The organism is Nitratireductor aquibiodomus NL21 = JCM 21793 (assembly GCF_000615975.1).
Lineage (GTDB): Bacteria > Pseudomonadota > Alphaproteobacteria > Rhizobiales > Rhizobiaceae > Nitratireductor > Nitratireductor aquibiodomus.
Map to the genome: position 1 here is coordinate 19,911 of NZ_BAMP01000001.1, position 20,084 is coordinate 39,994.

Here is a 20,084-nt window from a genome sequence, read left to right on the forward strand (position 1 = left end):
CTCGGATTTCGGGATCGAGGCCATGAACCAGGCTGTTGTCGGTGGCGCACCAGCGCACGCCTTTTCTATTCTTTGTGAAACCGCGCGGGACTTGGCTGAGCGCGAGGCTCTGCTCGACCGTGTCATGGGACCGAAGCGCAGGCTGAAATCATCGGAGAAGCTGCGCCGTGGCCGTTTGCCGGCCGAAGGGCTGGCTTTCGTGGCGCGTGACGAGGCAGGATATCTGATCGGCTCTGTCCGGCTTTGGAACGTGCGCCTGGGCGCAGAGGGGGCAAACGCGCTCCTTCTCGGGCCGCTTGCGGTGGAGGCTGCGCTTTCGGGACGTGGCGTCGGGGCTGCGCTGATGCGCCATGCAATCGCCGAGGCGCGTCGACTGGAGCACACAGCGATCCTGCTGGTTGGCGATGCTGCTTACTATGAGCGGTTTGGCTTCTCATCGGAGCTGACGGGTGCGCTTGCCATGCCCGGGCCCTATGAGACGGATCGGTTTCTGGCGCTCGAACTCCGGCCCGGTGCGCTCGCAAACGCATCCGGAACGCTCTGTGCCAGCGGTCGCACCGGGATCACCCGGAATCTGGTTGCGTAAAACGAAAGGGCGGACCGCTCTCGTATCGCGATCCGCCCGTATATGCCTGTCCCGGGGGGGTATGAACGCCCCGTTTGTCAAGCGCCGGTTACAGAACCTGACTGAGCTGCATGGCGACCGACATATCGCCGTCGACCTTGAGCTTGCCCTGCATGAAGGCAGCGGTTGGGTCGAGATCGCCTGCGATCATCGCTTCAAGATCGTCCTTCGACAGGCTGATAACGCAATCGGCGTCACTGTCTTCAGTGGAAACCGTGTTTCCGTCGATGACGACGACGCCGTCATTGCCGCAGTCGAATTTCACTGACCGGCCGAAACCCGAGTCTGCCACGCGTGCCTTCACTTTCTCGGCGATTGCGTCCATCCCCATGCATATTCTCCCTGTAAACGCATCTGCGTTGTGTTGTCGTGCAATTGGCTTCACCCGTGCGAGGCACGCGTTGCCGATGGCCGACACTAGACGTTAGTTGACGTTTACGTCAACGTCTTTGTTGGCTTTAACGACGCGGGATCGGGGTTCTCTTCTTGCCGGCAAGCAGACGGTCGAGGAGTGCGATCAGAGCGTCTCGGTTCTCTTCTCCGCCCAGTCTTTCAATGATCCGCTTCTCGTGCTGCGCCCACAGCTTGGATATCTCGGCGATAAAATCCGAGCCCTTCGCGGTGAGGTGAAGCGAGTGCGAGCGGCGGTCAATGTCACCCTTGCGGCGCTCGGCGAGGCCGCGGGTTTCCAGGCAATCCATAAGTGCAACGAAATTCGCGCGTTTGATGCCGAGCTGCTCCGCTACTTCGGTCTGCTTTTGACCGGGGTTGGTGGCGATCAGGGAAAGCACTGCAAATTCCGTTGGCCGCAGCTTTACGCAGGCGAACGATTTCTGAAAATCCTGAAACACGGCAAGCTGAGCGCGGCGCAGCTTGTACCCGATGGCTGTCGCCAGAAGCGGTAAGCAGTGGCTGTTTGCATTTGTATCAAAGACATCAAGATAATCTTTGTCCGGTGTCCGGGCGGAAATATCGACCGAGGGCTGGGTCATCGTCACTGTAAATCTCCAAACTATACTCTTTCGGCCCGCGCAAATCGCAGCGTCGAAACAGCGCTCCGCGTCTCTACCGAAAAATGGCGAGATAAATGCAGTAGCGAAAGACTGTTTGCATACGTTGGCCGTATAAGGCAACGCCTTATATCCACATTAAACAAATCGATTTTGGACAGGAATGAGGCGTAGAGATACAAAAGTTCTCAGAAAGCAGGTTTTATTCGCCTTCTATTTCTCGATATAATCTTTATGGGAGATATTTTTTCAAACATCCAAATTTATATTTTTATAAATATGCAAACGATTATCGGGCCTGACCATTTTGCTCGGTTTATGGTCCGGGTCGGAGCGTAAACCCGATGGTCAACGAGAGCCAGGAAGATGAAAGCGGAGGCGTGAGTGCCTGAAATTCGGGTCGCTTCCCCATTTCGTGTAAGCGTTGACCGGCCCTAAAACGTCGGACCGAAAAGTGGACTCCGGATTTTGGATTGTTTCGATGCTCCATCAATAGATTAGATCGTCCTTTGTGCGTCCCGACGGACGCACGGCGATCTAGTGAGCGTTCTTCTGCGGTGCGGGTGCCGCGTCGGCTGGCCCAAGGCGGCTGCGCGCGGTCTTGTCACGGATCTCGGCCTTCGAGAGATAGTCGGCCTGTTCGATGAAAACTTCATGGATGAGCTTTTCGCCCACACGTTTGTTGATACTCTCGCGCAGGCCGTCGCGGAAGGCGGCGACATCGAACCCATTCTCGCTGGCGTAGTCGATCGCCGGATTCGCATAGAGATGGGAGTAGATTTCATCCACCAGCATCGTCTCCACCGGAATGCTCAGGGCAGGCAGCTTCTTGGAATCGACCGAGTAGGAGAGGCGGGTCAGAAAGTAGCCGTCCACCGTCCCGGCCTTGATGACCGGCACCGATATGACATCGGTGCTCACATAGTCGAGACCGCCGAAGAATGCAGGCGGTGGCTCGGCACTGATCTTGGCCTGTGAGAACTGGAACGAATAAAGCATCGTTCCGACCGTCACGGCGCAGATCCAGAGGGCGGCGAAGACGAACTTGATCATGCTGGCGAGGCCTGCCCGAATTCCTGCTGAGAGTAGGTGCCGTCCGTCTGGGCGCGCTGGATGGCGTCCTGAAGCAGATCGGCGACCTCATTCACTGCGCCCATATGCGCGCGGATGGTGGCTTCGTTGTCGGCGAGCTTGTCGCGCAGGCGGATAAGGGCGTCGCGGTGCGCACTGGCAAGACCGCCCTCGTTGGCTCCTTTGAGCGCGCGGGTGAGCTCGTAGAGGTGGCGGCTCTTGCGTGCATTGGAAGCCTTGAGGTCGAAGGCAGGATCATTGCGGATCGCAGCCGTCTCGGCATCGATGGTCTCCTCAATGCGGCGCATGATTGCCAGGGCGCTTGCGCCGCCGTGCTGGCTCATAGCCAGAGAGGCATTTTCGGAGTGGGCTGCGGAGGTCATATCATACATGGTTTCGTTCCGTTTCTGAACTTCAGCTCTCTTCGTCGCGGCTGGACGACGGTGCAGTGTTTACGCCCAGCGTTTTCGCGGCGTGTCGCTCGATTTCCTCGACCATGGCGGTGGAAAGAAGTGTTCGCCTGCCGATCGCCTCCTGTTCGGGCGTCTGAGAGACGGCGCCCACGGGCACTGGCTTTTCGTTTTCAACCGTGTAGTCGCGCAGGACGTTGCGGGCGATGCCGATGCCGCCTTTTTCAGCCAGCGTCTCGCTTAACTGCTGTGCCAGCATGGAGCGCCACATTTCGCCGGCAAGGCCCTCGCCGTAAACGGCGGAGGTTTCCTCGGGCAGAAGCGATTGCATGAAGTTCTGCAGCACCATCGCCTCGAACTTCTTTTCGACATCGGAGGGGGCGTTCACGCTGACCTTCGTGGTGCCGACGGGCTGGTTGTCGAACACTGCCGAGAAGCTGGCGGTCGCACCCGACTTTGCCTGGAGCCGCTCTCTGGCGGCTGCGGCTTTGGCGGGGTCGGCGGCGCGCGCCACGTTCAGGACAATGTCGCCGGGAGGCGATATCGCCAAGGCGTCCTCCATCGTTCGTGTCTGTGAGGGACATATTCACAGAACAAGCTTGTGGGAGGCTTAAGCTCCGTTTGTCCTGCGGCGTTCGATAAACTCCAGACGCTCCTTGTCGGCGGCGCTGCGTTCTTCGAGATCAGCGGCTTCGCGGTAGGCGCGGGCGAGCGCGTTGCTGCGTGCATCCGCCTGCATGATGCTCTGGGCCTCCTGCCGGGCGCGATCGGCACTTGTGCGGCTGCGCTCGAGCGCGCTGGCAACACGGCGGTGGTAGAGCTCGGGAAACAATGCGGTCATGGCGGTGCCGCTGTCGAGCGTTTCGGTGATGGTTCTTGCCTCGTCCCGAGCGGCAGCGGCTTCGGCCATGTGCGCGGCGTGCTGTGCCTGATGGAAATCCTTGAGGCGTTGCATCACCAGAACCAGTTTCTGCAGGCGCTTCTGGCGGGGTGTCGGCATCGCTAGCGCCCTTCGAAGATCGGGAAGAAGCCCTCGGCAAAGAGCCCGAGGAGCGAGGGAATGGCGAAGTAGAGAAGAATGGTGCCACCGGCGATCACGAAAGGCAGGGAGATGAAGTAGATCGGAATCTGCGGCGTGAGCTTGTTGATGAAGCCGATGGCGAGGTTCACCAGGATGGCATAGGCCAGGAACGGGCTGCCAAGCCGGATCATCACGAAGAATGCGTCGGACAGCGTGTCGGTGATGTCGGTCAGTGCCGCCTGCGGATCGAACAGGCTTTCGATCGGGGCAAGCTCGTAGGAGACCACAAGTGCGCGAATGATCTGATGGTGGAAATCGAGAACGAAAAGCAGCATCAGGGCTGACAGCGAAATGAGTGCGGTCAGGGGCGGCTGTGCTTCCGCCTCCTCAATGGCGGTACCGCCTGCCGCCATGCCGAAGCCGGAAAACATCGCCATGGATGTGCCGATGAACTGAAGCGACAGCACGTAGAGACGCGCAATGAGGCCGATCAGCGCTCCTATGGCCAGTTCCGAGGCAATGAGCAGGAACAGTGGACCAGGCTCACTGGAGACATGCGGCGTGATCAGGTCCCACAGATGTGCGAGCATGGCGAGTGTTGCCGCCACCGCCACGAACAGGCGCACCTGCATCGGCACGCGCACGCTCGAAAGCCCCGGCATAAACAGGAAGCATCCGCCGATGCGGCAAAAGGCGAGAAAGGCTGCCAGAAGCGGGGTTTCGAGCATGGCGTCAGGCCACCGCCGCGGTCACTTTCAGGAGGCGGGCGACGCGCATCAGGAAATCGAACCCAATACGCTGAGTTCGACGCCCTTTGCCATCTCAACATGGCTTAGCACCGGCAGCGTCGGGAAAAGCCGTTCGGTGATCATGCGTACATAGGGGCGCGCCTCCGGCGCGGTGACAAGCACAAAGCGTTCGCCGGCATCAAGATGCTTGCGGATGGCGGTGCTCGCTTCCTGACCAAACTCCTCGAGCTGACGTGGGTCGATGTCGAACTCGCGGATTTCGCCCTTGGCATCGCGCTTGAGTGCCTGGTGAAAGGCGAGGTCCCATCGGCCGCCGAGCCGCAGCACCTTGAGTGTGTTGCCCTCGGTCAGGTCGCCGCAGATCTGCTGTGCCATGCGAATGCGCACATGCTCCACGATCTGCTCCGTGCGGCGGATATGCGGCGCGATCTCGGCGATGGCCTCGATGATAAGGTGCAGGTTGCGGATCGACACGCGCTCGGCCAGGAGCAGCTTCAGCACCGCCTGCAGGCCCGGATAGGTGATGTGCGAGGAGCAGATTTCGTCGGCAAGCTTACGATATTCGGGGTCGAGCCGCTCAATGAGCGCCTTCATGTCCTTGTAGGAGAGGAGCTGCGGCAGGTTGTTGCGGATCACTTCGCTCAGATGGGTGAGCAGCACAGACATGTTGTCGGCGAAGGCGTAGCGCTCGCGTTTCAGGTCGTCAGCGAACATTTCCGGTACCGAGAAGGCGCGCATGCCAAAGGCGGGTTCCTTGACCTCCTCGCCGGGGATGTCGGGCATGCGGTTGTTGCCGACCAGAACGAGCAGTTCTCCCACGCGCATCTGGTATTCGGTAACCACCGTGCCATGGATCTTGATGCGGTAGCTCTTTGGCGGGATCGAATAATCGTCGGTCAGCCGCACCTCGGGCACCACGAAACCGTATTGCGCGGCGAATTTCTTGCGCATCTTGCCCATCCGGTAGGCGAGTTCCTGATGCGATGCCAGAAGCCGCGTCGAAAGCTGTTTGCCGATGAGAAGCTCGATCTCTGCGGTTTTCAGCGATGATTTGACGGAGTTGCGTTCTTCCTCTTCCTGAGAAAGCTGCTCCTGTCTCTGTGCCTCGTTGTGCTTCTCCTGCCTTTGGCGCGCCCGCCGTGGCAGCGCATAGCCGATCCCGGCCATGGCGCCGGCCAATGCCACAAAGGGCAGGAAGGGGAGACCGGGTACAAGGCCGAGCACGGTCAGGAGCATCGCGGCAACGAAGAGCGCGCGCGGATAGGCGCTGAGCTGCCCGAACACGGCCTGATCGGCGGAACCGCGCGTGCCGCCCTTGGAGACCAGAAGGCCGGCCGCCAGTGACACGATGAGAGCCGGAATCTGCGAGACAAGGCCGTCGCCCACGGAAAGTTTGGTGAAGACATCCGCCGCTTCGCCGATGCTCATGTCGTGGCGCGCGTAGCCGATGGCAATGCCGCCGACGATGTTGATGGCGGTGATGATGAGGCCGGCGATGGCATCGCCGCGTACGAATTTGGAGGCGCCGTCCATGGCGCCGAAGAAGGAGCTTTCCTCTTCCAGTTCGGCGCGCCGGCGCTGGGCTTCCTTATCGTCGATCGTACCGGCGGAAAGATCGGCATCGATGGACATCTGCTTGCCGGGAATGGCGTCGAGGGTGAAGCGGGCGCCAACCTCGGCTATACGCGTCGAACCCTTGGTGATGACGACGAAGTTCACCACCACCAGGATCATGAAGACGATCAGGCCGATGACGAAATCGCCGCTCATCACCATGCGCGAGAAACCACCGATCACGTAGCCTGCCGCGTTCGCCCCCTCATGTCCTTCCGAAAGGATCACGCGCGTCGTGGCGATGTTGAGCGAAAGGCGCAGCATCGTCGCAATGAGCAGGATTGTGGGGAAAGAGGAGAAATCCAGTGGCCTCTGAATCCACAGCGCGACCATCAGGATCAGCACCGAAAGCGCGATCGAAAACGCGAGGCCGACGTCGATCAGAAAGGCCGGGATGGGCAGGAAGAGCACCGCCAGAATGATGACAATGCCGACGGCAAAGCCGATGTCGCGGCCGTGTTTTCTGGTCTCTGCGCCCGTGATTGCTTCGCTCAACGCCATGCCGGTCTTCCCACTCGATTCAGGACGCGTTTGCACGCCCGCGCGCTGACGCTAGCGCGTCAAGCTTGCGCGAAAGAGGAGAGTGGCGCGGGAAGAGGTCAGAAGCCGCCTTCGATGCGCTGAAAGATGACGTTGCTGAAACCGGAAATCTGCGAGGCGACGAAGGGTGCCGAAAAGGCAACCGCAACGAGGATTGCCACGATCTTGGGAACGAAGGTGAGGGTGATTTCCTGCACCTGTGTCAGCGCCTGCACAAGCGCGATGCCGACGCCGACCACCATGGCGACGATGACCGCGGGGCTGGAGGCCACCAAGACGGTCCAGATCGCATACTGGACGATATCGAGGGCGTCGGCTTCGTTCATTGTCTAACGGATTATGACGCCGGGTCCGACGGGGATCTTGTCGCCGCTTTCCAGAATGGCCATGACACCATCGCTGTAAAGACGGACTTCAGCGACCTTGCCGGTGGTCTCGCCATCGGCGGACGTGATCTCGCGGCCAACTAGGCTGCCGGCCTGCGCAAGTGCGGACGCCTGCAGGATCTGGTCAAGCTTGGCATTGGCCTGCACCGACTGCTCCACCTGCGAGAACGTGGCGAGCTGCGCCACATAATCGGTGGATTCCATCGGGCTCGTGGGATCCTGGTTTTTCATCTCGGCCACCAGCAGGCGAAGGAATGCCTGATAGTCCACCGTCTGCGGTGCGGCGACCTGCTGCGTTCCGTTGCCGTAGGTCTTTGCGCCCGATGCTGCTTCAACGTTCATGGCTTACTTTCCTGCAACGGCGGCGACCGGCTGGCTCTCCGCCGCTCCTGTTTTCTGGATCATGATTTCGTCTTCGACAGGATAGAGCGCACGAATTTCCTTCAGCGCGTCATAAACCTGGCCGTTGGCCACAAGCTCCTCGACATGCTTCAGCCCGGCACGAATGCGCTCACTGGTGAAGCTGTTGAGGAGCCTGGGCAGGAGTTGACTGAAGAGACGGCGCGCGTCGTCTGCATTGTCCGGCGTGATCAGCATGATCTGTACCGTGAAATACAGCTGCCGCAGCGGCGTCCGTGCCTCTTCTGCCTGGAGAACATGGTTCTCAAGCAGGAACTGGACATTGTTCAGAAACTCCAGCGTGACCTTTCGATCGGTCTTGATGACCGCGCCGTTGACGTAGATCTTCTCGTTCGCCTTGAGTGATATTTTTAACGTGCTCATTGCTGAATGCCGTCGCGGATGATCTGCGACACCTCGATCAGCCCATCAAGGTTCTGCGATCTTCCCTGACGAACCTCTTCGCCTTCCCGCAAAAGCCATAAACCGATGGAAATCAGATTGGCCCTGAGCTCCTTGGGAAGCTCGTTTTCCGGATTGCCGAGATCGTCGATGAAGGCAGTCCAGACGCGGATCATGAAATGGATTGCCTCGACGGCTTCCTGCGAGTTCACACCCTTTTCGCGCGCGGCCTGGAGGAGATCGATTGAACGGCTTAGAACCTGTTCCTCCCGATCTCGGGCGTCGGCGAGCGAGTCTGTCTGAACTTCGCTGTAGGAAAACTGGTACATGTGCTTCCCGTTCGTTTGGTTCCGGCTGTCTGTTATCGCAGATAGTTCAAGAGGCTGAGTTGCTGGAGCCGGGCTGTCAGTGCGTATGAGGCATCGAGCTGCGCTCTCAGATCGTTGACCCGTGTCGCCGCCTCATAAGGATCGATGCCTTCGCTGTCCTTGATGAGGGTCTTGAACAGATCGACCTGAGATGAAATACGCGCGCTCGCGTCCGAGACGCGGTTTTCGACGATGCCGGCCTCGGCCTGCGCACCGGCGATGTCAGCGATCGCTTCTCCCACAAGCGTGAGCGACCTGTCGTACAGGACGTTACGGGCCTCCTCGCCGAGCGGCCCGCTGAGCAGATCGGAGATCGTGGCCGCGACCATGGCCAGTTTGCGTATACCGGTTTCATTTGCCGTGAGCGAGGTTTCGGCGGTCTCGTTCAGGGTGATGCGGCTGGTGATTTTCTGGTTGGATGCGCTCGACCAGTTGGTCTCCCATCCCGGTCCGATGAACTGGGATTCCACATAGTTTGTCAGGAAGTCATCCATATCGACCGCGCTGATGTTTGCAGCCGCCGGATCATTCTGTGTGAAACCGAATTTTGCCACGAATGCCGCATCGAAGGCGGCTTTGGCCGGGGAGGCAGGATCGTGAAAATCTGCCACCGGCTTCACGTCCGTGTTGATGCCCGCAAACAGATACTCGCCGTTCAGATTGCTGTTGAGGATGCCGGTCATCGTCTTGAGCACGCGTTCGGCTTCACCCCGCGAAACGGAGACCTGGTCGATGTCCGATTTCGCCGCGGTCAGCGAGGCAAGGAGACTTTGCCCCATATCGCCAAGCTGGGTCATTGCGTTCTGCGTTGCCGAAAGACGATTTGCTGCGATTGCGTTGGCGTCGATCAGCCCGTTCAGACGATCGATGTTGCGGTTCATCGACAGGTTGCGGCCAGCGTGTGCGCCAAGGGCGATGCCGACGTCCGAGTGGCGTCCGGTCTGCGATTCCTTCAGGCTCTCGGCAAGCTCGGCCTGCATGCGCATGGTCTGGTAGCGCAGCGTCTGCGACATGGCCAGCGACGAGATGAAGGAGGTTTTCATGTTCGGTCTCTCTACCGGGTTGCCTGCAGCAAGGTGGACAGCATTTCGTCTATCACCGAGATCAGCCGCGCTGATGCCTCATAGGCGTTTTCGAGATCGAGCAGCAGTGCCATCTCGTTGTCGACATTCACGCCGGTTGCGTTGGAGAGTGCGGTTGCCGTGCGCACGGCGAGCGCTTCCTTGCCTTCCGCACCGCTTGCAGCCTGTTTGCGGTTTGCTTCCAGCCAGCTGACGGAATCGAACGAAAAGGCCGTTACGCTGCGGTTCGTGTCGAGACCGGCCAGCGGGTCGAACGTCATGGGTTCGTCAAGGCGTTCGGAGTAGCGCAGGAGCAGATCCGAGAATGAAGCCGCGCCGGTTGTGTTGTGCAGATAGGCCGCGCCATTGGCACCGCCATCCCTTAACAGTGACGGGTCGCCACCTGCATTCTTGTCGAACGCAGCGTTCACGCGGATCGCACCGGCCAGGCCGTCAATCAGGGTGCCCGCCGGCGGGATGCCGGGCCCGCCGGCCCAGCTGAACAGGCCGGCCATATCCGGGAGTGTGCCGCTCGGATCGGTCTCCGCAAATGCCGTGATCAGGCCGCGTGCAACCTCGTCGAGCTGGCGCTGCATCTGCAGCGCGGTCTCGTCGCGCAACTGAAGGGAAGCTGCGATGGAGCCCTTTGCGCTGGTGTTGCCACCAACACCCGGCACCAGGGGCACGCCGTCGACATAGACCGAATTGCCGGTCGTTCCCGGACCATAGCTCGTGTTCGGGGTGAATGTGACGGGCCGGGGAATTGTCTCGAACAGCGTTGCTCCGTCAGCGGTGACAATCACCATGTCGTTTCCGGAGCGCGTCGTGGTCGAGATGGCCACATATTCCGAAATCTTCTTGAGGAGTGCATCCCGGCGATCCAGCGCATCCGAAACGTCGCGCCCGGAACGTGTCCCGTTCACGACCTCCGTATTGACGGTCTCGAACTCGCCCAGAAGATAGTTGAGGTCATCCACGGCCGTTGCGATGTCGCGATCGGCATCGGCTCTGAAGTTTTGCACTGCGCCCGCACCGTCATTGAGCGAACGCACCACCTGATGTGCCGCCTGCACCGCGCTTTCGGCGAGTGTTGCGTTGGAGGGGGTGCCTGCATAGAGCTGCAGCGCCTCCTGCAACTTGCTGATGGCGGTAGCAGGCGCGTTCGCGTCCTCGACGCCATTGACTGTCAGGCGCATCGTATCGAGCCCGCCGGACATGGCCTTCTGGCCCTGCCATGCGGAAATTGCGAAGAGATTTTGCCGGAAGAGAACTTCATCGGCGGCGCGTCGGATCTGGACGACGCGCGCGCCGGGAGCCATGCTGGACAGAAGCGCGCTGCGATGCGCGTAGTCCGGGTTGCTGGCTTCCGAAACGTTGCGAGAGACGACAGAGGTCTGGCGCGAGGTGTTGAAAAGCGCCGTCTGCGCGATGTTCAGTGCAGATGTCAGTGACATTTACGTTCTTCCACTCCCCCGTTCCGGAAACCCACGCTTATCGCTTCAGATTGACCAGGAGTTCCATCAGCTCGGAACCGGTCTGGAATGACTTGGAATTGGCCGTGTAGTTGCGCTGAGCCTCGATCATGTCCGTAAGCTCTGTGGCGATGTCCACATTGGACCGCTCCACCGCGCCCGGCGTTACCTTTCCAAGGCCGCCGCTTCCCGAGAAGCCCAGTTGCACACCGCCCGAGTCTGCACTTTCGGAAAAGACGTTGCCGGTGATGACCTTCAACTGGTCCGGGCTCTGCACGGTCGCGAGCGGAATGCGGTAGAGTGCGCGCCGCGATCCGTCCGCATATTGAGCGAAGACTGTGCCGTCCTCCGAAATCTCGACGCTGTCGATGGCGTAGGGTGCGCTTCCGTCTACCTTGCCGGTGACCGAGAAGTCCGTGTCGAGCTGCGTCATGTCCGACATATCAATCGTCAGCGTGTCGCCGCCTGGTACGGTCAGGGAGATGTCCGTCGGGCTGCCGCCGGCGAGTTTGCCGTTGGTCGGGTCGAAGGTGAGCGTGGTCGTGGCCAGCGGCGGGTTGGCATAGGGGAACGACGTATCAGGCGCGGCATCCGCGCGGTCGTAGACGGTGACTTCCCAGGTGTCCGCGCCGGTCTTTGTCATGTAGACGTCGAGCAACTGCTTGCCGCCGAGATTGTCGTAGGCCACGAGCGATGTCTTGTGCGTGTACTGTGCCGTGGCTGCGTTGGCGGACGGCAGGTCCGCAGCGGCGACCACATCTGAGCCTGCCGGGAGGTTGGCCGTGAGCGAGCCATTGCGCGATGGCGTCGCCACCAGCTCCGACTGCGCGATCGTCACGGTTTCAAGACCCGCATACCCGTTTGCGGTGACAGCGGGAACGCCATTGGCGTAGCTGTACCCCATGAGCTTGTAGCCAGCGGCATTGACGAGTTCGCCGTCAGCGTTCGGCACGAAAGAGCCGGCACGGGTGAGGAATGGCTGACCGTTGGTGCCCTGGACGACGAAGAAGCCGTTGCCTTCGATGGCAAGGTCCGTTCCCGACGTGGTGTATTGCAGCGGGCCGGACTTGGAAATTTCATAGCGGATCGATGTCGTGACACCGCCCGAATTGTACGAGCCGCCAGAGGACGGCAGGACAAGCGAGGAAAATTCGGCCTTCGCGCGCTTGTAACCGTTGGTGCTGGAATTGGCGATGTTGTCGGCAACGGTGGACAATCGGTTGGATTGTGCCGCCATGCCGGAAACGCCGGTACGCATCATGCCATAAAGGCCCATCGGAAGTCTCCTCGTAGTCTGCGCCGATCACGGCCAAGGTAGGAGACGTGACTTGCGTGAAACTGGTGGTGGCGTGTTCTGAAGGAAAAAAGCCGGCGGATTATGTATCCGCCAGCCGATAGCCGAGGTAGCGTTTGGAATCGATCGGGTCGAAACCGAGTTTTTCGCGCAGTTTCTTGCGCAGTTTGCTGATGTGGCTTTCGACCACATTCTCTTCGACGTCCTCGTCGAAGATGCCGTAGATGGCATTGAAGATCTGGGTCTTCGTGACCCGGCGCGTCGGGTTGCTCGCCAGATATTCCAGGATGCGACGTTCGCGGCGCGGCAGGGGAAGTGGTTGCCCCTCGATTTCCGGATCGCGTCCGTCAAAGTAGATGCGCATGGCACCGATTTCGGTAAATGTCGCGGCTTCCTGCTGGGCCCGGCGGCGGATCGCCGTGATGCGTGCCAGAATTTCGCGGATGTGCACCGGTTTGCGCACGACATCGTCGACACCCCACTCGAACATGCGCAGTGTGTCATCGAGCGAATTGCGTTCGCTGAGTGCGATCAGCGGTGCTGCCGAACGTTCGCGAATGCGCTGGGCGCGAATGTCGCCCTCTTCGCACTGGCCGAGCAGGAAAGCACTGACGGCCTTCAGTTCTTCGTCGGCGACCGTTTCGACCCATTCGCCGAATTCATCCGGTGCGAAGCCCGCGCTCGCAACCCCCTCACGATTGAAAAGTGAGTGATAACCTTCAGTCACCAGCTCACGCTCGTCTATCACGACAATCAACGGCCCGCCCTCCGAATCAACTTATGTATCAAGTGGTAACTGGTCGGGCGAATCGCACACAACCATGAAATCTCAGGAGTCAATATTGGGGAGTCGCTGTATGGATGCTTTTCAGCTCAAGGAAATCAATAAATTCAATTAATGGTTGCAGAAACTGCGTGCCTCGGGTGTCCACGCACCGAAGCCCGTTGTGACCATGTTGGTGATCACCCGGCAGACATAGCGCTTCTGCGCCGGATCGTTGTCAGGGCCGGCGTGATAGCGTGCCACGGCCATTGACCAGGAGCCGTGCCGCCGCTTTAGCTGAACCAGAAACCGGGCCGCGTAGTCGACATTCTGACGCGGGTCCAGCATGGATCCTAGATTTCGAAATTGATCGCCATGGTAGTGGTGGTTGATCTGCATGCATCCAAGATCAATGAGTTTCTTGCCCTCGCCGCGTGCCCGCTCGAAGGTGCGGATCGCTTCACCCGCGCTGCGGGCGAAGACGGCCTTGCCTTCAATGTTGAGAGCGTAAGGCTGCAGGCTTCCCTTCACGCCGGTCTCCGTGAGCCCGACAGCGTAGAGAATACCGGGCGGAACCTCATAGCGTTCCGCCGCGCGGAGGATTTCGCCCTCGCAGGCGTTGCCAGCTGCCTGCGCGTCTCCCGCGAGCATGAAGAGGCTAAATATAAAGGCCGTTCTGCGCCGCATCGGCGGTATCCTGCGCCTGTCTTCCGTCGCGGCCAGCCTGCTCTCGGGGTGAGCGTTCCCCGCCAGCTCCGCGTGAGGGGTCGCCTTCGCCCCGGCCATCGCTCATGGACTGGAACGCCCCATCGCGTGTGTTGCCGCCGGTTGCGGTGTTGCTTTGACCACTGGACGCGGACTGCTGCACCGTGACCCGGTCAATATCGTAGCCGAGCGAGCGCAGCGCCTTGACGATGGAATCGCTGTCGGTGCTGAGACGATGGCGCGCTTCGGTGTTTTCCACCTGCAGGTCCACGGTCAGTTGCTCTCCAACGATGCGCAGCCGGGCTGTCACCATCCCGAGTTCGGCCGGCTGGAGCTGAATCTTCAACGTCTGCACCATGCGCCCGGCCTCGCCCTGCTGACCGGTTTGCAGATGTGCGGCTTCGCTGGTGCCGGCGCGCGGGGCAAGAGGTGTCTGCTCGCCGCCGGCCACAGGGGCGGGTGCGGGTGCGCGCTGGATGGAAACCACGCGGATTTCAGGTTGCTGGTGCTGCTGGGCGTTGTCACGCAGCAACCCATCGCTACTGTTGCCGCCAGCGACACGCTGCGTCGCCTCGGGTTTTCCAGAATGGCCAGGCTGCTGCTCGACGGCTCCTGCGGCCGGCTTTTCGGCTGCGGAGGCATTTGCTTTCACTGCCGCCTGTGCGGTTTCGGGAGCGGGGCGTTCAGGCCTGCCCGGGGCTGCCGTAGCCGTGCGCTCCCGGGGCCGTTCATTTGCCTGGGGTGACGGCTGCCCGGCTGCAGCGTGAGGTGCAGCTGCAGCATGTTCTGAGGCTGGAGGGGCAGCGTTTGGCGCTCCATTGGCCTGCGCGGCCCTGCTTTCACCGTTCAGCGCCTGTTTGCCGTCGTCCTCAACCGCTTCAGGATCTGCAGCCACGGGTGTTGGCCTGACGCCGGCTTCAGGCGAGGTGGCGCGCATCTGATCGGAGGGATGGTCTTCCGGAAGCGAAATTTCAATGCCGTCGGCCGGCTGCTCTTCGTCGCGCGGGGCCCCTCCTGCCCACCCATTCGATGCGGCAGGGTCCAGCGTATCGGGTGCCAGCCTGTTTCTTCGTCTCCGGCTTTTCTCTCCGGGTCGCCCTTTGCTTTCTGGTTTTCCTGGAGGGCTTCCTCGAACGCGGGGGAACCAGCCTCGCCGGCGGCGCGCTTCTGCAAACCTGTGTCCAGTGACTGTGGGCCGGTCGGCAAACTCCGGCTGATAGCGGCGTTCATTGCGCGGTTTCCTCTTCAAGCAGTGCATCGATATCTTCGAGCTTGCTGCGCATTTCTTTCAGGTACCCATCGGCTTCCTCGTTCACCGGATCGCCGGGGAATACCAGGTCGTCGGTGCCCGGCGATGCGGGCGCGGTGGCGTTTTGTTCGTTCTTGACGATGCCGTTGTCCTCAATCGCTGCCTCCTCGGGAAGACCTGCCTCTGCAGGCGTCGGCTCGGGGGGCGGGGATACCGCAGACGTGTGACGGGGTTCATCCAGCACCGCCTTTGCAATGGCGGTTGCTGCGTCGAGCAGTTCCCGGTCGGCACTGGAGAGCCGGTCGCGTTCGATGCCGTTGAGCGCGGCAAGAACATCGTCGACATTATCCGAACTGACGGAAGCCATATTCGCGTAGAGAACGGCCCGTGGGTCGCTGTCACCGTCTGCGCCCTCGCTATGGGCCATGGCCTTTTGTGAGGCGAAGGCAAGGAGCCGCTCATAACCCTCAATGGCACTCTTGCGTGCGAGCCGCAGGTAGACGATTCGTGCCTGCTCGCTGGACATCTGCGCCGTAACGTCATCGACCATGCCCGGATCGACGGTTTCGTGCAGTTCCACGACGGCGGCCACGAAGGTGTCGACAAACTGCGTTGCGTAGGGTGAGCGCAGGAAACGCCGGACATATTGTTCGGACGCGCGGGCAAGCCGCTCGGTATCCCCGAGGGCGGCAGCCAAGGGGATGCTTCTGCGCAGGGCCGCCTCCTCTATCAGCGTGCCTGGACTGAGAAGCCTGGCTTCGTCAAGCATCCTGACCGCGAAAAGAGGGTTGTCCCTTGCCGTCACCGTCGCGCTGACGAGGGCGACAGGTGGCCCCACTTCCGGCGGGAGGCTCTTGGGATCGATCTCCTGGAGCACGGACCGGGCAGCGGCGAAGTCGCCCAGCGCATAGCGCACGATCGCATTGCCGAGCCGGCTTTCATCTGCATTCAGCGAAAGCTTCGAGAACAGGAGCTCCAGCGTCTTGGGATTGCCGCCGCTGAGACCATAGATGAGCAGCGCCTGCAGGTTCCGGGGGTCGGAAAAATCGTCCGGTGCGGCTTTGCGCATGCGGTTGTCGATGATGCCCAGGAGCTTCTGCTGCATGGGCAGGGCCGCATGATCGCCGTCTGCAATCCGATCCTGAACCCGCTGGAGCGAGCGGACCATCTGATAGGGCTGCATGGAAGCCGCCTCGGCACCGGCATCGAGAAACAAGCCGGTCACCAGAATGGCGGCAAGTCTCGCAACTGCCTTCATCGCGGCACTTCCAGAAGAATTTCGATGCGGCGGTTTGCGCTGGCATAGGGATCTTCCGGCACCTTCAGCCTGCGGTCGGCGAAGCCGGCCACCTGCTCAATGCGCATTTCATCCAGCCCGCCGCGCACGAGCATGTAATAGGCGGCCTGCGCGCGCGCGCTGGACAGGCGCCAGTTGTCATAAGTTTCGCTGCGGAAGGGGCGCCCGTCGGTGTGGCCGCGCACGCTGACCTTTCCGATCTGCTCGCTCAATGTCTGGCCGATTTTGTCCATGGCGAGAACGAGTTCACGCTGAGGCACTGCCGATCCCACCGGGAACATGCCATTTTCAAGATCGTCGGTGATGGACACTAGAACGCCCTCATCCGTTGCGACGACCGAAATCGAGCTTTCAAGCGGCGTGCCCGCAAACTGCGCGGCGAGTTGAGCGCGGATCTGCTCGGCCAACTGCTCGCCGCGTTTTACAGCGTCCTCAGAGGCGGGCTGCGGCATTGCCTCCTGCGTGCTCGCCATTTCCGGTTCGGCCGGAGGAACTTCTTCCTGTGGCCTGGGCTCTTCCCGTTCAACCGGTTTCATGGGCTCCACTTCGGGAACGGGTTCCAGTGCTATGGCCGTTCCCGCGTCAGTTTCCGGGGCCTCCCTGGACACGGCGGGTGGGGCATTCTCGCCATTGGTTGGGAGGTCGACATCGCTTCCCGCGGGGTTTTCGCGTGCATTATCGGGGTCACCCTGAACGCCGATCTGTGGCCGTGCGACCTGCTGTGACCAGAAATCCGGGGCGAACGGATCGCGATAGGATTCACCGCCGGAGGCGCCCGAGGACGGGCCCGCGACCTGCGCGCCGCCATCGCCCCTGTCTGACACATTCTGCATCGTGTCGGTGTTGGAAGCGATTTCTGCGAGAACGGCATAGGGATCGGAGAACAGATTTTCGTCTGAAAGCTTCTGCATATCCGAGCGGCCGACAGCGTTCTCGAAACTCATTGGTCCGGATGTCTGATCCTGGTTCTGCGATGGAGCACCGGGAGCATCGTCCTCGACATCGTTCGGTGCGCTGTCGACCGGGTCACCATCAACATCTTCAAGCCCTTTGCTGCTTGTGTTGCGGTCGATGAGCTGCACGGGGTTGAAATAGCTCGCAAGCGCGGTTTTCGTATCGTCGTCGGTTGCGTTGATCAGCCACATAACCAGAAAGAAGCACATCATGGCGGTCATGAAATCCGCGAATGCGATCTTCCATGCACCACCGTGATGGCCCTCGTCTTCGCCGCCGCCGCCGCGACGAACGATAATGATCTCGGATGCCCGATCCTCGTTTTCGGCCACGCTCATGAGATCAATCCTGCAAGTGCTTCCGACCACTCGGTGAGCCGGGTTTCAAAAAGCTCTTCATCAACCGAGATGCTGATGTCGAAGCCGGGCGCTTCCGCGAAATCCACATGACGAGCCTCTTCGCCGAGCCCCGCCTTCAGGCTTTCCCACAACACCGGTGAGCCGCTCACGCGGATGCGCAGCGTCTCGCGGTCGTCGATGGCGCTGCGTATCACGCGTTCCAGTTCGGCAATCGATCGCTTCTGCAGGTCATCCGTCAGAACACCGCCTAGGATACGTGCCGTGGCCTGCGTGGTGAGGGCGACGAGCTGATCCTCCAGAGCGGCAAAACGGGTGTTGATCGTCTGCCCAGCAGCCTCACCGAGCTGCCTGCGTAACGCTTCCATTTCTTCGGCGTGTCGCTGACGCTCCTGTTCGAGAGCTGGGCATGTTCATACGCGAGCCTCTCCGCTAGCACGGCTTCCGCCGCCGCGATCCTCTCGTCAACCTGTGTCTGCAGGGGCCGAACGGCTTCCTTCGCTGGCGGCTCCCCGGTCTCGAGAAGCGCATCGAAACGGCTGGGGGCTGCAGCGCGCGGGGGTGCGGGCGGGGAAGGGGTGCCGAAATCCGGCAGAACGTCGATCAGCGACAGAGCGGGGGGCATCAGCCGGCCTCCGCCTCAGCACGCGCCCATTTGCGCAAGATGTGTGCGGTGCGCTCTTCATTGAGGTCGACCATCCGCGCCAGTCGTTCCTGCGGCGCGGGACGGATCTTGAGACGATGGGTCCCGTATGTGTCGTCTTCCTCGAACTCGGGGTCGGAATAAGCGCCGTCCATGAGACGGGCCTGCTCTTCCTCGTGGTTGGGCAAGGCGCGCTGCGCCTCACCGGAAGCCGGATCCTGAGCGATCGCGGGGCGCATGAGGTTGGTGCCGATTGGCTTCAGGCCGAACCAGGTGACAAGGAAAGCCACGAGAATGAAGGCGGCAGCGTTGATCAGCGTGCCCGTATGCTGCCCGACGGCATCGAGAATTCCAGGCTCCGGCATCGGTGTGCCGTCGAGACCGTCGATAAACTCCACCGAGGAGACGTTGATCACGTCGCCACGGGTTTCGTTGAAGCCGGTGGCGGAAGCAACAACATTCTGGATATCGGCAATGCGTTCACCGATCTGCTCGGGTGTTGCATTGGGCCCGAGGATCTCCATGATCCGAGCCTGATTGACGACCACGGCGATCGACATCTTGTCGACGCTATACCCATTGCTGGTGGTGGCGATGCGTTTGGTGTTCAGTTCGTAGTTGGTGGTTTCCTCACGGCGTTCGCTCTCTTCGGAGGACTTCGGACCGGCCGTCGCAGCGGTATCGTCCTCGGGAAGATTCTGAGCCACGGAGGTCGGCTGAATGGCTGTCTCGCGATTCGCACTGTCGCTGGAGCGAACCACCTGGACCGACCGCTCCACCCGTGATTTCGGGTCGTAAATGACCTCCTCGATCTGGCGGGCGTCGGTGTTGACGTCGGCCTTGACGCTGGCACGGAAATTGTCGGGCCCAAGATAGGGAGCCAATGCGCGGCGGATGTTCTGCTCGATCTGGTTTTCGACCGTGCGTTCCACCCCGATGGAGCGCTGTGCGGTGCTGTTGGAGGGATCGTCGCCGGCGGCCAGCAGTGTACCCGTGGAATCAAGCACGGTCACCTTTTCCGCGTCGAGGCCGGGCACGGCTGCCGAGACGAGGTAGCGGATGGAAGACGCTGCATTGGTGGCGTCGAGACTGGACGCGCGAATGACGACGGACGCCGAAGGCTGGCGTTCCTCGGTGCGGAACGTGCCGCGTTCCTGCATGACGATGTGAACCCGTGCGGCCTTGATGCCGGCGAGCGACTGGATGGTACGGGCAATCTCGCCTTCCAGTGCCCGAACGCGCGTGACTTGCTGCATGAAGGTGGTCAGGCCGAGAGAACCGACATTGTCGAAGAGTTCGTAGCCTGCATTGGTGCTGCTCGGCAGGCCCTTTTCCGCAAGTAGCATGCGCGCCTGGGCTGTCTTGCCGGCAGGAACCAGAACCGCGGTGCCATCGGAAATCACGTCGAAGCCGATGCCGGCTTCACCCAGCACGAGGCCTATCTGATTGACGTCGGACCGCTCGAGCCCGACATAGAGCGTTTCGTAGGCGGGCCTGTTGAGATAGGCCGCGCCGGCAACGATGACGGCCATGACCAGTGCCAGCATGCCGCCCAGAAGGGCGAGCCGGCGGGGGCCGAGGCTTTTCAGGTTTTCAACGACGGTCTGAATCTGCTCAGGCAACGCCCAATGCTCCCATACGAATTCTGACCGGGAGACTAGACGCCGAAGCTTGTGCGAAAATGAAATGAGGCCG

Annotated in this window: 24 protein-coding genes; 1 reads left to right on the forward strand and 23 read right to left on the reverse strand. The window is 61.0% G+C overall.

The features are described 5' to 3' along the window. Positions 1-22 precede the first annotated feature (22 nt). On the forward strand, positions 23-586 hold the full coding sequence (locus tag JCM21793_RS00095; RefSeq protein WP_025029077.1) for a GNAT family N-acetyltransferase: 564 nt from the start codon (positions 23-25) through the stop codon (positions 584-586). Positions 587-674: 88 nt separating this feature from the next. On the opposite strand, the gene JCM21793_RS00100 is transcribed toward JCM21793_RS00095, so the two are convergent. From JCM21793_RS00100 to fliF, 23 genes are all read right to left on the reverse strand, one after another. Next, positions 675-956, reverse strand: coding sequence for an SCP2 sterol-binding domain-containing protein (locus JCM21793_RS00100; protein WP_007008599.1), 282 nt, complete (start codon positions 954-956; stop codon positions 675-677). 127 nt (positions 957-1,083) lie between these two features. After that, positions 1,084-1,758, reverse strand: a complete 675-nt coding sequence (locus tag JCM21793_RS00105) for a MarR family winged helix-turn-helix transcriptional regulator (protein ID WP_244423463.1) — start codon at positions 1,756-1,758, stop codon at positions 1,084-1,086. A 414-nt stretch (positions 1,759-2,172) separates the two neighbouring features. Beyond that, a complete protein-coding gene (locus tag JCM21793_RS00110; RefSeq protein WP_025029078.1) occupies positions 2,173-2,688 on the reverse strand; it encodes a hypothetical protein in 516 nt (171 codons plus the stop codon). Further along, positions 2,685-3,050 carry a hypothetical protein gene (locus JCM21793_RS00115; protein ID WP_370671619.1) on the reverse strand — a complete coding sequence of 122 codons (366 nt, stop codon included), beginning with the start codon at positions 3,048-3,050 and terminating at the stop codon, positions 2,685-2,687. The genes JCM21793_RS00110 and JCM21793_RS00115 overlap by 4 nt, the downstream gene beginning before the upstream one ends. Positions 3,051-3,120: 70 nt before the next feature. Further along, entirely contained in the window at positions 3,121-3,666 is a 546-nt protein-coding gene (locus JCM21793_RS00120; protein WP_025029080.1) for a rod-binding protein, read from the reverse strand. Positions 3,667-3,726: 60 nt separating this feature from the next. Further along, a complete protein-coding gene (locus tag JCM21793_RS00125) occupies positions 3,727-4,116 on the reverse strand; it encodes a hypothetical protein (RefSeq protein WP_007008604.1) in 390 nt (129 codons plus the stop codon). A gap of 2 nt (positions 4,117-4,118) precedes the next feature. Further along, a complete protein-coding gene (fliR, locus tag JCM21793_RS00130) occupies positions 4,119-4,865 on the reverse strand; it encodes a flagellar biosynthetic protein FliR (RefSeq protein ID WP_025029081.1) in 747 nt (248 codons plus the stop codon). A 48-nt stretch (positions 4,866-4,913) separates the two neighbouring features. Beyond that, the gene (gene flhA / locus JCM21793_RS00135) at positions 4,914-7,001 is read right to left on the reverse strand and encodes a flagellar biosynthesis protein FlhA (protein WP_007008606.1); all 2,088 of its coding nucleotides are present in this window, start codon (positions 6,999-7,001) and stop codon (positions 4,914-4,916) included. A 98-nt stretch (positions 7,002-7,099) separates the two neighbouring features. Next, on the reverse strand, positions 7,100-7,366 hold the full coding sequence (fliQ, locus tag JCM21793_RS00140) for a flagellar biosynthesis protein FliQ (protein WP_007008607.1): 267 nt from the start codon (positions 7,364-7,366) through the stop codon (positions 7,100-7,102). 3 nt (positions 7,367-7,369) lie between these two features. After that, the gene (gene flgD / locus JCM21793_RS00145; protein WP_007008608.1) at positions 7,370-7,768 is read right to left on the reverse strand and encodes a flagellar hook assembly protein FlgD; all 399 of its coding nucleotides are present in this window, start codon (positions 7,766-7,768) and stop codon (positions 7,370-7,372) included. A gap of 3 nt (positions 7,769-7,771) precedes the next feature. Further along, positions 7,772-8,209, reverse strand: a complete 438-nt coding sequence (flbT, locus tag JCM21793_RS00150) for a flagellar biosynthesis repressor FlbT (RefSeq protein WP_025029082.1) — start codon at positions 8,207-8,209, stop codon at positions 7,772-7,774. After that, entirely contained in the window at positions 8,206-8,556 is a 351-nt protein-coding gene (gene flaF, locus JCM21793_RS00155; protein WP_007008610.1) for a flagellar biosynthesis regulator FlaF, read from the reverse strand. Before flaF ends, flbT begins: the two co-directional genes overlap by 4 nt. A gap of 32 nt (positions 8,557-8,588) precedes the next feature. Continuing rightward, positions 8,589-9,638: a flagellar hook-associated family protein gene (locus tag JCM21793_RS00160; RefSeq protein ID WP_025029083.1), complete on the reverse strand. Its 1,050-nt coding sequence runs from the start codon at positions 9,636-9,638 to the stop codon at positions 8,589-8,591. An 11-nt stretch (positions 9,639-9,649) separates the two neighbouring features. After that, the gene (flgK, locus tag JCM21793_RS00165; protein WP_025029084.1) at positions 9,650-11,110 is read right to left on the reverse strand and encodes a flagellar hook-associated protein FlgK; all 1,461 of its coding nucleotides are present in this window, start codon (positions 11,108-11,110) and stop codon (positions 9,650-9,652) included. A gap of 37 nt (positions 11,111-11,147) precedes the next feature. Further along, positions 11,148-12,404, reverse strand: coding sequence for a flagellar hook protein FlgE (locus JCM21793_RS00170; protein WP_007008613.1), 1,257 nt, complete (start codon positions 12,402-12,404; stop codon positions 11,148-11,150). Between the two features lie 100 nt (positions 12,405-12,504). Then, positions 12,505-13,179 carry a response regulator transcription factor gene (locus JCM21793_RS00175; RefSeq protein ID WP_007008614.1) on the reverse strand — a complete coding sequence of 225 codons (675 nt, stop codon included), beginning with the start codon at positions 13,177-13,179 and terminating at the stop codon, positions 12,505-12,507. Positions 13,180-13,317: 138 nt separating this feature from the next. Then, positions 13,318-13,872 (reverse strand): transglycosylase SLT domain-containing protein, encoded by a 555-nt coding sequence (locus JCM21793_RS00180; protein WP_025029085.1) that lies wholly within the window; start codon positions 13,870-13,872, stop codon positions 13,318-13,320. Then, positions 13,844-14,542, reverse strand: coding sequence for a flagellar hook-length control protein FliK (gene fliK, locus JCM21793_RS29430; protein ID WP_162175201.1), 699 nt, complete (start codon positions 14,540-14,542; stop codon positions 13,844-13,846). The genes JCM21793_RS00180 and fliK overlap by 29 nt, the downstream gene beginning before the upstream one ends. 194 nt (positions 14,543-14,736) lie before the next feature. After that, positions 14,737-15,120: a hypothetical protein gene (locus tag JCM21793_RS29435; RefSeq protein WP_162175202.1), complete on the reverse strand. Its 384-nt coding sequence runs from the start codon at positions 15,118-15,120 to the stop codon at positions 14,737-14,739. Beyond that, on the reverse strand, positions 15,117-16,397 hold the full coding sequence (locus tag JCM21793_RS00195; RefSeq protein WP_025029087.1) for a MotC family chemotaxis protein: 1,281 nt from the start codon (positions 16,395-16,397) through the stop codon (positions 15,117-15,119). Before JCM21793_RS00195 ends, JCM21793_RS29435 begins: the two co-directional genes overlap by 4 nt. Next, the gene (locus tag JCM21793_RS00200; RefSeq protein WP_025029088.1) at positions 16,394-17,728 is read right to left on the reverse strand and encodes a MotB family protein; all 1,335 of its coding nucleotides are present in this window, start codon (positions 17,726-17,728) and stop codon (positions 16,394-16,396) included. The genes JCM21793_RS00195 and JCM21793_RS00200 overlap by 4 nt, the downstream gene beginning before the upstream one ends. Then, on the reverse strand, positions 17,725-18,114 hold the full coding sequence (locus JCM21793_RS29860; RefSeq protein WP_244439592.1) for a hypothetical protein: 390 nt from the start codon (positions 18,112-18,114) through the stop codon (positions 17,725-17,727). The genes JCM21793_RS00200 and JCM21793_RS29860 overlap by 4 nt, the downstream gene beginning before the upstream one ends. A 256-nt stretch (positions 18,115-18,370) precedes the next feature. After that, positions 18,371-20,011, reverse strand: coding sequence for a flagellar basal-body MS-ring/collar protein FliF (gene fliF / locus JCM21793_RS00210; RefSeq protein ID WP_007008621.1), 1,641 nt, complete (start codon positions 20,009-20,011; stop codon positions 18,371-18,373). Positions 20,012-20,084: the final 73 nt, after the last annotated feature.

Bases quoted from the DNA above. Each gene is read 5' to 3' on its own strand.
- JCM21793_RS00095 (WP_025029077.1), top strand. From the start codon at position 23: ATGAACCAGGCTGTTGTCGGTGGCGCACCAGCGCACGCCTTTTCTATT.
- JCM21793_RS00100 (WP_007008599.1), bottom strand. From the start codon at position 956: ATGGGGATGGACGCAATCGCCGAGAAAGTGAAGGCACGCGTGGCAGAC.
- JCM21793_RS00110 (WP_025029078.1), bottom strand. From the start codon at position 2,688: ATGATCAAGTTCGTCTTCGCCGCCCTCTGGATCTGCGCCGTGACGGTC.
- JCM21793_RS00115 (WP_370671619.1), bottom strand. From the start codon at position 3,050: ATGAGCCAGCACGGCGGCGCAAGCGCCCTGGCAATCATGCGCCGCATT.
- JCM21793_RS00125 (WP_007008604.1), bottom strand. From the start codon at position 4,116: ATGCCGACACCCCGCCAGAAGCGCCTGCAGAAACTGGTTCTGGTGATG.
- fliR (WP_025029081.1), bottom strand. From the start codon at position 4,865: ATGCTCGAAACCCCGCTTCTGGCAGCCTTTCTCGCCTTTTGCCGCATC.
- flhA (WP_007008606.1), bottom strand. From the start codon at position 7,001: ATGGCGTTGAGCGAAGCAATCACGGGCGCAGAGACCAGAAAACACGGC.
- fliQ (WP_007008607.1), bottom strand. From the start codon at position 7,366: ATGAACGAAGCCGACGCCCTCGATATCGTCCAGTATGCGATCTGGACC.
- flgD (WP_007008608.1), bottom strand. From the start codon at position 7,768: ATGAACGTTGAAGCAGCATCGGGCGCAAAGACCTACGGCAACGGAACG.
- flbT (WP_025029082.1), bottom strand. From the start codon at position 8,209: ATGAGCACGTTAAAAATATCACTCAAGGCGAACGAGAAGATCTACGTC.
- flaF (WP_007008610.1), bottom strand. From the start codon at position 8,556: ATGTACCAGTTTTCCTACAGCGAAGTTCAGACAGACTCGCTCGCCGAC.
- JCM21793_RS00160 (WP_025029083.1), bottom strand. From the start codon at position 9,638: ATGAAAACCTCCTTCATCTCGTCGCTGGCCATGTCGCAGACGCTGCGC.
- flgK (WP_025029084.1), bottom strand. From the start codon at position 11,110: ATGTCACTGACATCTGCACTGAACATCGCGCAGACGGCGCTTTTCAAC.
- JCM21793_RS00170 (WP_007008613.1), bottom strand. From the start codon at position 12,404: ATGGGCCTTTATGGCATGATGCGTACCGGCGTTTCCGGCATGGCGGCA.
- JCM21793_RS00180 (WP_025029085.1), bottom strand. From the start codon at position 13,872: ATGCGGCGCAGAACGGCCTTTATATTTAGCCTCTTCATGCTCGCGGGA.
- JCM21793_RS29435 (WP_162175202.1), bottom strand. From the start codon at position 15,120: ATGAACGCCGCTATCAGCCGGAGTTTGCCGACCGGCCCACAGTCACTG.
- JCM21793_RS00195 (WP_025029087.1), bottom strand. From the start codon at position 16,397: ATGAAGGCAGTTGCGAGACTTGCCGCCATTCTGGTGACCGGCTTGTTT.
- JCM21793_RS00200 (WP_025029088.1), bottom strand. From the start codon at position 17,728: ATGAGCGTGGCCGAAAACGAGGATCGGGCATCCGAGATCATTATCGTT.
- JCM21793_RS29860 (WP_244439592.1), bottom strand. From the start codon at position 18,114: ATGGAAGCGTTACGCAGGCAGCTCGGTGAGGCTGCTGGGCAGACGATC.